11 protein-coding genes and 1 tRNA gene are annotated in these 12,233 nt (G+C 45.5%); 8 read left to right on the top strand and 4 right to left on the bottom strand.

Annotated features, from left to right (window positions below; genetic code table 11):
* Window positions 1–72: 72 nt before the first annotated feature.
* The 5 genes from AF333_RS00125 (at window position 73) to AF333_RS00105 (ending at window position 5,289) form a co-directional block, all read left to right on the top strand.
* The gene (locus tag AF333_RS00125) at window positions 73–801 is read left to right on the top strand and encodes a pseudouridine synthase (RefSeq protein WP_043063961.1); all 729 of its coding nucleotides are present in this window, start codon (window positions 73–75) and stop codon (window positions 799–801) included.
* A 441-nt stretch (window positions 802–1,242) separates the two neighbouring features.
* Window positions 1,243–2,127: an NAD(P)-dependent oxidoreductase gene (locus AF333_RS00120; RefSeq protein ID WP_043063930.1), complete on the top strand. Its 885-nt coding sequence runs from the start codon at window positions 1,243–1,245 to the stop codon at window positions 2,125–2,127.
* A 569-nt stretch (window positions 2,128–2,696) separates the two neighbouring features.
* Complete coding sequence (gene liaF / locus AF333_RS00115; RefSeq protein ID WP_043063931.1) at window positions 2,697–3,512, top strand: cell wall-active antibiotics response protein LiaF; 816 nt, start codon at window positions 2,697–2,699, stop codon at window positions 3,510–3,512.
* Between the two features lie 12 nt (window positions 3,513–3,524).
* Complete coding sequence (locus AF333_RS00110) at window positions 3,525–4,619, top strand: HAMP domain-containing sensor histidine kinase (protein ID WP_139188890.1); 1,095 nt, start codon at window positions 3,525–3,527, stop codon at window positions 4,617–4,619.
* Between the two features lie 22 nt (window positions 4,620–4,641).
* Entirely contained in the window at window positions 4,642–5,289 is a 648-nt protein-coding gene (locus AF333_RS00105) for a response regulator (protein WP_043063932.1), read from the top strand.
* Window positions 5,290–5,411: 122 nt separating this feature from the next.
* Here the strand turns inward: AF333_RS00105 and AF333_RS00100 are convergent, their stop codons facing one another.
* Window positions 5,412–6,521: a L,D-transpeptidase gene (locus tag AF333_RS00100; protein WP_052811706.1), complete on the bottom strand. Its 1,110-nt coding sequence runs from the start codon at window positions 6,519–6,521 to the stop codon at window positions 5,412–5,414.
* Between the two features lie 83 nt (window positions 6,522–6,604).
* Window positions 6,605–8,281 (bottom strand): dihydroxy-acid dehydratase, encoded by a 1,677-nt coding sequence (gene ilvD / locus AF333_RS00095; RefSeq protein WP_043063933.1) that lies wholly within the window; start codon window positions 8,279–8,281, stop codon window positions 6,605–6,607.
* A 205-nt stretch (window positions 8,282–8,486) separates the two neighbouring features.
* Here ilvD and AF333_RS00090 point away from each other — a divergent pair, with 205 nt between their 5' ends.
* Entirely contained in the window at window positions 8,487–10,391 is a 1,905-nt protein-coding gene (locus tag AF333_RS00090) for an OPT family oligopeptide transporter (protein ID WP_043063934.1), read from the top strand.
* A gap of 189 nt (window positions 10,392–10,580) precedes the next feature.
* The gene (locus AF333_RS00085) at window positions 10,581–10,880 is read left to right on the top strand and encodes a late competence development ComFB family protein (protein WP_043063935.1); all 300 of its coding nucleotides are present in this window, start codon (window positions 10,581–10,583) and stop codon (window positions 10,878–10,880) included.
* 82 nt (window positions 10,881–10,962) lie between these two features.
* Here the strand turns inward: AF333_RS00085 and AF333_RS00080 are convergent, their stop codons facing one another.
* On the bottom strand, window positions 10,963–11,349 hold the full coding sequence (locus tag AF333_RS00080) for a hypothetical protein (protein WP_043063936.1): 387 nt from the start codon (window positions 11,347–11,349) through the stop codon (window positions 10,963–10,965).
* A 221-nt stretch (window positions 11,350–11,570) separates the two neighbouring features.
* Here AF333_RS00080 and AF333_RS00075 point away from each other — a divergent pair.
* Window positions 11,571–11,657, top strand: a tRNA-OTHER gene (locus tag AF333_RS00075).
* Between the two features lie 113 nt (window positions 11,658–11,770).
* Here the strand turns inward: AF333_RS00075 and AF333_RS00070 are convergent.
* Entirely contained in the window at window positions 11,771–12,166 is a 396-nt protein-coding gene (locus tag AF333_RS00070) for a hypothetical protein (protein ID WP_139188891.1), read from the bottom strand.
* Between the last annotated feature and the right edge of the window lie 67 nt (window positions 12,167–12,233).

The raw sequence follows: 12,233 nt of genomic DNA, 5'->3' as shown, positions 1-12,233 counted from the left end.
TTCACGCAGTGGGGGATTACTGTCCATTAAGGCGGGATAAGGACGAAAGAGAAATAAAGGATGTGGAATACGATGAGGCTGGACAAGCTGCTTTCCAATATGGGATATGGTTCACGCAAGGAAATTAAGAAACTGTGCAAGAGCGGAGCGGTAAAAGTAGACGGAAAACCGGTCAAAGACAGTAGCGCGCACGTTGACCCGGATACGCAGGAAGTGGAGATTTTCGGAGAAATTGTTCGCTATCGAGAATTTGTATACGTAATGATGAATAAGCCGCAAGGCGTCATCTCGGCTACGGAGGATATCGTGGAAGAGACCGTGGTCGATTTGCTGGACCCGGAATTTTTTGCGTTCGAAGTATTCCCCGTTGGCCGTCTTGATAAAGACACCGAAGGACTGTTGCTGCTCACAAATGATGGTAAGCTGGCTCATGAGCTTCTGTCGCCTAGAAAGCATGTACCAAAGCGGTATTTTGCCCGGATTGAAGGGCGGGTAACAGAGGAAGATGGAAAGGTGTTCAGCAAAGGCGTAACGCTCGATGACGGGTATAAAACGCTGCCGGCCGAGTTAACGATTCTTGTCCAAGGAAATGTCTCTGAGATTGAGCTAGTTATTTATGAAGGAAAGTATCATCAGGTAAAACGTATGTTTGAAGCGGTAGGGAAAAAGGTTACGTATTTAAAGCGGATTGCCATGGGCAGATTGGTATTAGATGAAAATTTGGAGCCTGGAGAATACAGGGAGTTGGCGGAAGAAGAATTGGATCTGTTACGCGCATCTGAAAGAATGACAGAAAAGTAAATAGATAAGATGAGAAATAAACGTCCGGAAGGCCTAGATGCCTTCCGGGCGTTTATTTGCAATACCATACGTCAGAAGTAGGAAAATATAAATAGAAAGAGGAGGGAATGAACATAATGAGAGAACGAATGATCCTATCCATAGGGGAGGGGCATGCTATGGCTCGCTGCACGAAACTGATTCGACAGTCTCACTTATTATTACGGATGAAACGCTAGAGCAGTTTGAACGACCGCGGATTATTGACTTGAAATCATACATATTGCACAAACTCTGCTGAAATCAGTCGTTTTTTTCGAAAGGATAGGGCTATTCGTATTGATACATTAAGCTGCTTTTTATGAAGGATTCCCCTTTCCATAGTACATTTACGTTATAATAGGAAAAGTATGCATCCATAAAGAAAATGATAGTTTCGACGTATTAAAGGAGAGTACAAATATGAGTAAACGAATCGGTTTTATTGGCCTGGGGAATATGGGTGTGCCGATGGCTTTGAACCTACATAAAGCTGGATTTTACGTAACTGTATATAATCGCACGTATGAAAAAGCCCTTCCTTTGCAAGAACATGGATTGGAAGTGGCACAGTCGCTAGATGACGCTGTACGCGAAAAAGATATTGTGATTACGATGCTGGCCAATGACGAAGCGGTTGAGGAGATCATTGCGGGCGATGATGGTATCCTCGATTATATAGAAGCGCCAACATTACTGGTAGATATGAGCACCGTTTCACCCGATACCTCATGCATGCTGGCGGATACAGCAAAGGAGATGGGAATTACTATGCTGGATGCTCCTGTATCCGGTAGCGTAAATTCGGCGGAAACCGCAAATCTTGTCATTCTGGCAGGTGGTCCAAAAGAGGCGTTTGACACATTGCAGGACGTATTCCAGGCAATGGGAAAGGCAAGCCTTTATTTTGGAGAGAATGGCAGCGGAGAGAAAGCGAAGCTTGTCATCAATTTATTGCTTGGGATGACTATGCAAGGAATTAGCGAGTCGCTTGTCCTAGCGGAGAAGTTTGGCCTAGATCGCAATATAGTGCTCGATATGATCCAGCAGACAACAGTGGCGACACCATTCTTCGGTTTTAAACGTGAACTTTTGGCGAAAGAGGAATATCCGGCCGCTTTCGCGCTTAAACACATGCTAAAAGATTTTGGCCTTGTGCTTGAACAGGCACACAAAAACGGCAGCGTCCTTCCGGCTACGTCCGCTGCATACCAATCATATGCTTCGGCGGCAAATCATGGCCTTAAAGATATGGACATGGCAGCCGTGTTTGCGGAGCTGCTTCATGCATCCGGCGTAAAAAAATAAAAGACAAATGAATAAAGCTTATATAAGAGGAGAGGCGGTTGTGCGCCTTTCCTTCTTTATTTTGTAACTATTTTCTATGAACGCTAGTTTACGTATGCTTATTTACTACATATAATCAGAAAAAAATGATAATTGCTATCAATGACAACAGTAAAAGCAAAAGATAGAGAGATACCTGAATCGGAGGATTGGACTGAATGGAAAAGCCTTTATTCCGATGATTATCGGTTTTGGTTGTAATGTGCCGGGTGTGCATCGCGCAAGAGTTGTCAAACGGCTTGCGATGATGAGGGGATGGAAGTAAAATAAGAACAGAAACGGATAAAAGTTTAAGCGTTTCGATTGGAAAACGCTTAAACTTTTTTGTTGTTAAGAGAATGTCTCCGCCTCAAGACGGAGATAAAACCAACCCGTAGCCAGTTTTACGTAAAAGGGAAGCAGGCTAAGATAAAAAAGAAGAATCAGACCGTACGTGTCGGCCATAGTCCGGAGGTTTCGGCTATGGCTGCTTTTGTCTTTCACAATAATTTATGAAAATGGTGTATGTACTATGTTTGGGAGGTGGAGAAATGGCGAGAGGATCGCGACTGTTCTCATATTTGTTTGGAATTGCGATTATTTTTGCCGGCGTCGGTATTTTATTTGACATGCTGGGGTTTAGAGATTTTAACCCCGCGGGCCTCTTTCCGTTTCTTTTTCTATATCTTGGACTCAAGTCGTTGCAGCGGGGCAGACGGATTGGCGGCGGACTTTTGATGTTTATCGGCGTAACCAGCTTCCTGGCGTATTGGTTGGACATTGATCCGGGACGCGTTATGGGTTTTACGCTTTCTCTTTTGTTCATTTATTTTGGTTACCGTTTAATTAAAAGAAAAAATAAAGAAATTGAGGTTGAGGTACCGCCAAAGCCAGTGGGAGAGGAGCCCCCTTCTTCTTTTTCCGCAAAGCAGGAAAATCGCTCGGAGAATGCGAAAGAATACGATGAAGCGTTTAGGCGTATGTATTCGCTCCATTCCCCGCAGCATAAACACTCGCTTATTGGAAATTTATTTTTGACCGGAAGTCGTTGGAAACTGCAGGATATGAACGTATGGCACGGCATTGGCGACGTAAAAATCGACTTGTCGCGCGCCTACATTCCGGACGGTGAAACCATCATTATCATTAACGGATGGATCGGAGATGTGGATATTTACGTGCCGTATGACTTGGATATTTCGCTAACAGCAAACGTTAATTTCGGTGATATTGACGTGTTTGGAAACAAACAGGGAGGAATCAACCGCAGCATGACACTTTCAACCTCGGGTTATCCTGATTCAGGTAAGCGCGTGCGGCTTGTCGTGAGTTTGCTTATCGGCGATATTGATGTCATTCAGCTATAGGGGAGGAGTAAAGTGTCAGAGCGTAAGCTGGCCAATATTCAATGGCAATTTATGCGACAATCCCTTTGGGGCAGCGTAGGCGCTGCGAGTGCAGGGAGTGTTGTCTTTTTCTTTATCTGGTATGAGATGACGGTCGTACCGGCACTACGACAATGGGTGCTTACCGAGTTGGACTGGAGCCTTCCTGTATTTCCCGGACTATTGTTCGCTTTCCTTATGCTTTTGTTTCTATGTCTTATCGCCGGTTTAATCGGTGCAAGTGTTGGATATATATACGGGAATCTGATGAAAAAAAGAGTGGAAATCCTGCTTCAGTCCGCCATGATGATTGAAAGAGGAAACTTATCGACCCGTGTACCGTATTTAGGGGAGGATGAAATCGGTATGCTGGGTGAGAGATTAAACGAGATGACGATTCGCTTTCAACAGCAGGTAATCTCCCTGCAACGCCTTTCCGCCCACAATGCTGAGCTTACGGAACAGGTGAAACAGTCGGCGGTAACAGAAGAGCGTCAGCGTCTGGCACGGGAGTTGCATGATGCAGTAAGTCAGCAATTGTTCGCTATATCCATGACGATGGCTGCGGTCAAACGGACGTTGAGCCAGAATCCGGAGAAGGCGAGCCGACAGGTAGAGCTGGTAGAAGAAATGGCTGCTGCCGCTCAATCGGAGATGCGTGCGCTGCTTCTGCATCTCAGGCCTACACAATTGGAAGGGAAGTCGCTTCGGGAAGGAATCGAGGGTCTGCTTATCGAATTGGAAGCAAAGCATTCGCTTGCTTTCACCTGGCAGATTGATGAGGTTCCGGCTCTTTCAAAAGGGATGGAAGACCATCTGTTCCGTATTCTTCAAGAAGCCATATCCAATGCACTTCGCCATGCCAGGGCGACGAAAGTAGAAGTGAAATTGGTGCAGATACACAATCAGATGAGGCTTAGAATAACGGATGATGGTGTTGGCTTCGCTGAAGGAGAAGAGAAGAAGTCATCGTCATATGGCATGAAATTGATGGAAGAACGTGTTGCAGAGATTGGCGGCGTGTTGGTTATATCCTCGGCCCCGGGCCGGGGCACGATGATAGAGGTAACCGTTCCGTTTGTCGGATAGGATGAGAAGCGGAGGAGATAGCATGAGTGAAGTTATTAAAGTATTATTGATTGATGACCATGAGATGGTCAGAATGGGATTGGTCGCTTTTTTGTCGACGGAAGAAGATATTGAGATCGTTGGCGAGGCAGGCAGTGGAGCAGAAGGACTGAAAATTGCCGAACAGACGAAACCTGACATCATTTTGATGGATCTAGTGATGGAGGGGATGGACGGAATTGAGACAACCCGGCGAATGAAGTTGCTTCATCCAGAAGGCAAGGTTATCGTGTTGACCAGCTTTATCGATGATGAGAAAGTATATCCGGTAATTGAAGCGGGAGCGTTTAGCTATTTGCTAAAAACGGCGCGTGCGCCGGAGATTGCCCAGGCAATTCGTCAGGCACACCGCGGCCAGCCGGTGCTAGAAGCGCAGGTAGCCGGCAAAATTATGTCGCGTTTTCGCCAGCGAACTGCTGATGAAACGCCATTGCATGAGCAGTGTACTAACCGTGAGCTTGAAGTACTGCGTCTGCTTGGTGAAGGGAAGTCGAATCAAGAAATTGCTGAGGAACTGTACATAGGCATCAAAACAGTGAAGACACATGTCAGCAATATATTAAGCAAGCTTGGCGTGGAGGACCGTACGCAGGCAGCGATTTATGCGCACCGACACCGGATATGCAAATAATCCGCAATCGAATTATCAATCGTATAAAAAACAAAGGAGCCGATACTTGTTCGTGCATTTTCTTTAGGAAGCAACGAACTATATCGGCCCTCTTTGTTTTCTTTTAGATTTGCTTAGATTACTTAGTGCTTCCAATGATAGACTATGCCTGGAGTTTCCTCGTCTTTGCGTGCTTTTAGATAGAATGGCGAAGCATTTGGTTGACGATAGTTAGAAGGCGCATCGTTAGTGATGGTGACTTTTGTGCCTAGGGAAACCATGCTAAACAATTCTTCCACCTGATTATTATGCAGTCTGATACATCCTTTGGATACGGCCCTGCCAATAGAGCTTGGCATGTTCGTGCCATGGATAGCATAGTCGGTAATACTAAGGACAAGACCCCGCGTTCCGTATACGCCGCTTTGAGAGACGGGCTGATTGATTTTGCGTTTGATAGAATAAACTCCTGTCGGCGTGCGTTGCTCAGCCCCAAGACCAACCTCATATGAGCGTACCGGGTACGGCCCGCTTGTTACTAGCATGAGAAACGACGATTCATAAACGGTAATCTCGAGCGGTTCGATTGCAATACTTGGTTCCGCCATGCCACCGATACGAAGCACCTCGCCCATCGACTTCCACACTTGTTCTGACCGTAAACGTTCGGGCTGATAGATTATTCCCGTATTTTCCAGGGCAAGAGATGTTCCACTGTGCACCAGCTGGGAAAAAGGATTTTGCGACAGGTAGTTGGATGGATAGGGACCCGTCAGCCCTTCCAACGTTTCCGGCAGTTTTTTGTGCTCTAAATAATAGTGATATAAAGCACTACGTACAATAAGAAGTTTTTCTACACCGGCGCGCTGCAATGCGATTTGTTTCTTGATGCGACTTACTTCTACATTATCGTCGCATACGCAGTTTGGATCGAAAAACGTCATGTCTCCGTTTCTGTAAGCAATGTAGGAAAGAGAGTCTGGTTGATAGAAAGGGAGTGGGATATAGGTGGGAATATAGGGAACTTGTGGCACGCCAACAATAATAGGCTCCTTGCCTTCCGGATAGGCTCGCCATTTGATGTAGCGGCGCAACTGTTCGCGCAATTGTTCTTGTGTTTGGTTTATAGGTACACCAATCACTTCATAGAAAGGCTCTCGTTGGTGAGGCGGCGCTTCTGCTTTTTGTTGCGGGAAAAGCTGAAAATAAAAAAACACCATAAGTATACTAAGAATTCGAATCATATATCTCATTCTTTATCCCCTCTAATAAGGAAATAAAAAAGATACATAGTGCCAGATTAGGCAAACTATGTATCTTTAGTATCGGCAGAAAATCAAATTTTCATAATACCGCCTGTGCTGGCGGAAGTTACTAATTTGGAATAACGAGCAAGATAGCCTGTTTTTACTTTTGGTTCAAAGCCTTTCCAGTTCGCTTTGCGCTGTTCCCACTCTTCTTCAGGTACTTGTACATCCATGCGGCGAGCTTCAATATCAATAATGATATGATCTCCATCCTGTACGAATGCAAGTGGACCACCTTCTGCGGCTTCTGGAGAAGCATGACCGATGGACAGGCCACGGGATGCGCCTGAGAAGCGTCCGTCTGTTACTAAAGCTACCTTTGGTCCTAATCCCATGCCGACGATTTGTGAGGTTGGAGCTAGCATTTCAGGCATGCCTGGACCACCTTTTGGACCTTCATAACGAATAATGACAACATGGCCTTCCTTTACCTTACCGCTGGAAATGCCTTGCAGGGCTTCATCCTGAGAGTCGAATACGATGGCCGGACCTTCATGACGTGTAATACCGCCCTGAACGCCCCCTGTCTTAATGATCGCACCGTCTGGAGCGAGATTACCGAATAGTACGGCCAAGCCACCAGTTACGGAATAAGGTTTGTCGATCGGATAAATAACGTTTGTGTCTTTTATGTCATGTCCAGCAATATTTTCACCGAGTGTTTTTCCGGTTACTGTCTTAACATCAAGGTGCAGTGCGCCTTCTTTTTTAGATAATTCATTCAGTACAGCAGAGACGCCGCCCGCTGCATGCAGGTCTTCAATATGCCAGTCGGATGCCGGAGCCAGCTTGGACAGATGGGGAACCCGCGCAGCGACTTCGTTAATACGTTGGATTGGATAGTCTACTTCCGCTTCGTTGGCCAGAGCCAGCGTATGCAATACCGTATTAGTGGACCCACCGAGCGCCATATCGAGCGCAAAAGCGTTGTCGATCGCTTTTTCAGTGACAATATCACGCGGTTTTAAATCGATTTTGATAAGCTCCAGCAACTGTTTCGCGGCATTTTTCGCCAATTCTTTGCGCGCAGGATCTGTAGCCAAAATCGTGCCGTTTCCAGGAAGTGCGAGGCCAAGTGCTTCTGCCAGACAGTTCATGGAGTTGGCAGTGAACATACCAGAACAGGAGCCACAGGTAGGACAACCATACTGTTCAAGTTCCTGTAATTGGCTATCATCGATTTTTCCAGCTTGATAAGCGCCTACACCTTCAAATACGGAAGACAGGGAAATTTTACGTCCATCACTCGTTTTACCTGCTGCCATTGGCCCACCGCTGACAAAAATAGTGGGAATGTTCAGACGCATTGCAGCCATCATCATTCCTGGTGTAATTTTATCGCAGTTCGGAATACATACCATACCGTCAAACCAATGCGCGGCTACGACCGTTTCTACGGAGTCAGCAATGATTTCGCGGCTCGGTAGGGAGTAGCGCATGCCAATATGCCCCATTGCGATCCCATCATCTACTCCGATCGTATTAAATTCGAACGGTACGCCCCCAGCTTCACGAATCGCTTCCTTTACCAGCTTTCCGAATTCTTGCAGGTGCACATGGCCCGGAACAATGTCGATATAAGAATTGCAAACCGCGATAAACGGTTTATCAAAATCTTCATCTTTAACGCCTGCAGCACGGAGTAAGCTCCGGTGCGGCGCCCGGTCAAACCCCTTTTTGATCATGTTGCTTCGTAACTCTGCCACAATAACCCCTCCACTTGTCTTGTTTTCATAATTTAAATTTTTATCATTGTATCACTATTTGGACAGAATGTATATTTTTCAAAATTTATGTTTTTATGAATATAAGTTTATCTATAACGTTTTTTTCTTTATTAGTTTATAGTAAGATGGGGTAAAAATAATGTTGGGTATCATCGTCTAATTTTTCAGAAAGAGGTAGAGTAATATGAAAAATAAACCGGATTCTGGACAGGGGCAGAATGCGGGCAATTTTGTCCCTTATATTCCGCCGCATGAACATCGTCCGGAAATGACTTGGACAGCGATTATTTTAGGTGGTATTCTGGCCGTTCTGTTCGGGGCTGCAAACGCATATTTAGGGTTAATTGTTGGTATGACGGTTAGCGCTTCCATTCCAGCTGCTGTTATTTCGATGGCGATTCTGCGTGGGGTGCTGCGTCGAAATTCGATTTTGGAAAATAATACGGTACAGACGATTACATCCGTAGGGGAATCTCTTGCGGCAGGTGTTATCTTCACCGTACCAGCACTATTCATCTGGAAGCTTCACCCGAGCTTGACGACGATAGCATTTATCGCGTTGGGGGGCGGAATTCTTGGCATTATTATGATGATTCCGTTGCGCAAAGCGTTGATAGTTAAGGAACATGGGGTCCTTCCGTATCCGGAAGGTACAGCTTGTGCAGAAGTTCTCATCGCTGGAGAGAAGGGCGGAGGACTCGCCAAGCTTGTTTTCAGCGGGCTCGGTCTTGGCGCGTTGTTCAAATTTATCGCGGACGGTATCAAGGCATTTCCATCTGAAATCGAGACTGGGATTCGCGGTTTCAAGAACGCGGCAGTTGGTATGGACACGCTTCCATCGCTGCTTGGCGTAGGATTTATTATTGGACCTCGTATTGCTGGCTATATGCTGGCCGGTGCCGTGCTTGGATGGTTGGGATTAATTCCGCTAATCAGCTATTTCGGCTCGTTTGGGTCAACTCCGATTTTTCCGGCAACGACCCCAATTAGCGAACTCGGCTTCTGGGATATCTGGAGCAACTATCTTCGCTATATTGGTGCCGGCGCAGTCGCTTTTGGGGGGATTGTCAGCTTATTCAAGGCGCTGCCGACCATCGCTTCTTCCTTTACAATTGCAATGAAAGGATTCAGCAGTACGCGTGGCGGCGGCAACAATTCGGGTGTGATCCGCACTGAACAGGATATGCCGATGCCTTATATTATCGCCCTTATTGTTATTTTGATTTCTGTGCTCGCATTTTTCCCAAGCATCAATATTGGTATTCCAGGTGCTCTGCTTGTAATACTGTTTGGTTTTTTCTTCGTTACTGTTTCGTCCCGTATCGTAGGGATTGTTGGAAGCTCTTCCAATCCTGTATCCGGTATGACGATTGCGGCTCTCATTCTGATTACCCTCATTTTAAAGCTGATGAATTTCAGCGGCCAATCGGGAATGGTGGCGGCTATTACAATCGGCGCGGTTATTTGTATCGCCGCAGCGATGGCAGGGGATACGTCACAGGATCTGAAGACGGCATTCCTTGTAGGAGCGACGCCGAAGTACCAGCAGTACGCTTTAATGTACGGTGTATTCATTACAAGTTTAACGATTGGTTTGGTGTTGACGCTGCTTGATCAGGCGTACGGATTTGGTTCGAAGAATCTGCCCGCACCGCAGGCGACGCTCATGATGATGGTCGTAGAAGGGATTATGAACGGCAATCTACCATGGACGCTCGTATTTATCGGTATGGCCGCGGCTGCTCTTGTGGAATTGATGGGAATCGGCTCGCTGCCGTTCGCTGTCGGTCTATATCTGCCGATTCACTTGAGCACTCCGATTATGCTCGGCGGTGTCATTCGCGGTATTGTCGAACGCCGTGAAAAGAATGAAGAAGTACGCAAGCAAAAGTTGGAGCGCGGTATCCTGTTGTCCTCAGGCTTTATTGCTGGCGAGGCACTCATGGGTATTCTAATTGCCATTGCTGTGTCGATAGGAATCGCTATGCCGGAGAATCTGTTCTTTGGCCCGCTCGTTTCATTAATTGCTTTTCTGCTTGTTGCAGCAATTTTGTTCGTGACTGCGAACTCTAAAGGCAAAAAAGCATAAGATAAAAATGATAAAAGAACCCCGTGCTTTAACCAAGTTACGGGGTTTTTAACATTTTGTTGGAGGATATGTTTTTCTTATAGGGAATAAGTAGGAAAGCGGAAAAGAAATGAAGAAAAAGAACGATATATTATATAGGTAACATATCATTCCTTTGGAATAGTGGAGCAATAAAGAGGGGGGAGCAAAATGAAGATGGTGAATGTTTTGGAGGAGATTGCGTGGGAGGTTTTGAATGAGCATTGGGACCATCTGGATCTTTCATGCAAATGCGAACAATGTAAAGGCGACGTATATGCCCTCATGATGAACGCGCTGCCACCCCGTTATGTAACGACGGATGCTGGACGGGTATTTATCAAGGTGGAATTCATGAATGAGCAATCTCTGACAAACGTATTGTGCCAACTGGCAAAAGCGGCGGAGGTTGTCGCTGTTAAGCCTTCGCATCCTCTTCCGAAACCTGATGTGCCCGCTGTAGCGGAATAGGCTCCTTTATTGTGAAGTATTATTTGTAAAACGCAAAAACCATGCCGCTGCATATTGTTCGGCATGGTTTTTTTAGTATGGTTTATTGCACTACAGTTAATTTGCTGTAACGTGCGAAGTAGTTCAGGAAAAGCTCGCTCAATGGCACAATAAAGTCTGTTTCCCCTTTTTCGTGAATACCTGATCGATTGTGAATGCGAACATGTCCTGTGCGAATTTTATAGTAGGAAGAAGCAAAGCTTGTAGTTACCTTCTCATGTTCGTTTCCAGGTGTTGGGAATGTAACGTGTCGCGTTTTTAGCGTATGCGGCACCATACTAATAATATTCTCAAACAAAATTTGATATGTGCAGTGCGGGCGCTGGAGAATAATTTCTTTGGTTGTGACATTGCAGCTTAGCTTTCCATTTGTATGCGAAAGCAATAGTGTACCTTCCGTATCTTTAATTTTGATAAAGTCTTTATTCATGTTAACACCTCACCCATTTTTTCAAGCGACAAGTGACGGTTTCCTTTAATCATAGAGTGGATGTAGTGTTATGTAAAGCGTGTATAAGGGTCATTTTACTGGATAAAGTGGAAAAGATACTGCAAGGACAGGTTTTATGCCTGTCCGAAAAAAAGCTTGCGAAGCCGACTAGAGTATGATAAATTTTTAACTATCACCGACCTGACAGCGGATACATAGAAGGAGAAGTAGAGGCTGTAAGGGGCTCCCCTGCTAAGGGAGTAGACGGGTTAAACCGTGCGAGGGTTCGAATCCCTCCTTCTCCGCCATATGAATAGAATAAAACAGACGCTATCGCATTTGCGCTAGCGTCTTTTACTTGATGGATAAGAAAGTAGATGTCGCTGTAATAAGGAAGAAAGCAACATCTACTTTCTTAATATTAATCGGTCTCCCAAGTGATGAGGTGCTTGCCATCTTTAACATGTTCAAAGGCGAATTTCATTTCGTATTCACCTTTCTGATCGAGATTGATAGCATAGCCATCCTGGTGCGTACCCGGCTCAAAAACTTGTTCGAAAGCTTGTTTACCCTTCGGATCAGTTACGGTAATGGTAACTTTACCTTCTTTAAATTGAAGTTCTTGAACTTGAATAGCTAGGATGCTATCTGGGATGGACGGAATTTTTTTCGATACTGTTTTGTTGTACGATTCGTATGTAGCTTTGAATTCAGTGTCAGTAATTGATTCAACCGCCTTTGTCCCATATTCCGTGCATCCTGCAAGTACGCTGAAGCACAGTAGAAAAAGCAACAGGTAAGCGAAACTTTTTCTCATCGGATTCTCCCCTTCCTGTCTCATGATTGATTTCCGAGTATCCGGTATAGCCATTGTCTCCGCTTTT

The organism is Aneurinibacillus migulanus (assembly GCF_001274715.1).
Classification (GTDB): Bacteria; Bacillota; Bacilli; order Aneurinibacillales; family Aneurinibacillaceae; genus Aneurinibacillus; species Aneurinibacillus migulanus.
This window is presented reverse-complemented; position numbering and strand designations above follow the sequence as displayed.

What these genes read in the sequence shown, in the direction of transcription:
- AF333_RS00125 (WP_043063961.1), top strand. Translation starts at nt 73, where the DNA reads ATGAGGCTGGACAAGCTGCTTTCCAATATGGGATATGGTTCACGCAAG.
- AF333_RS00120 (WP_043063930.1), top strand. Translation starts at nt 1,243, where the DNA reads ATGAGTAAACGAATCGGTTTTATTGGCCTGGGGAATATGGGTGTGCCG.
- liaF (WP_043063931.1), top strand. Translation starts at nt 2,697, where the DNA reads ATGGCGAGAGGATCGCGACTGTTCTCATATTTGTTTGGAATTGCGATT.
- AF333_RS00105 (WP_043063932.1), top strand. Translation starts at nt 4,642, where the DNA reads ATGAGTGAAGTTATTAAAGTATTATTGATTGATGACCATGAGATGGTC.
- AF333_RS00100 (WP_052811706.1), bottom strand. Translation starts at nt 6,521, where the DNA reads ATGAGATATATGATTCGAATTCTTAGTATACTTATGGTGTTTTTTTAT.
- AF333_RS00090 (WP_043063934.1), top strand. Translation starts at nt 8,487, where the DNA reads ATGAAAAATAAACCGGATTCTGGACAGGGGCAGAATGCGGGCAATTTT.
- AF333_RS00085 (WP_043063935.1), top strand. Translation starts at nt 10,581, where the DNA reads ATGAAGATGGTGAATGTTTTGGAGGAGATTGCGTGGGAGGTTTTGAAT.
- AF333_RS00080 (WP_043063936.1), bottom strand. Translation starts at nt 11,349, where the DNA reads ATGAATAAAGACTTTATCAAAATTAAAGATACGGAAGGTACACTATTG.
- AF333_RS00070 (WP_139188891.1), bottom strand. Translation starts at nt 12,166, where the DNA reads ATGAGAAAAAGTTTCGCTTACCTGTTGCTTTTTCTACTGTGCTTCAGC.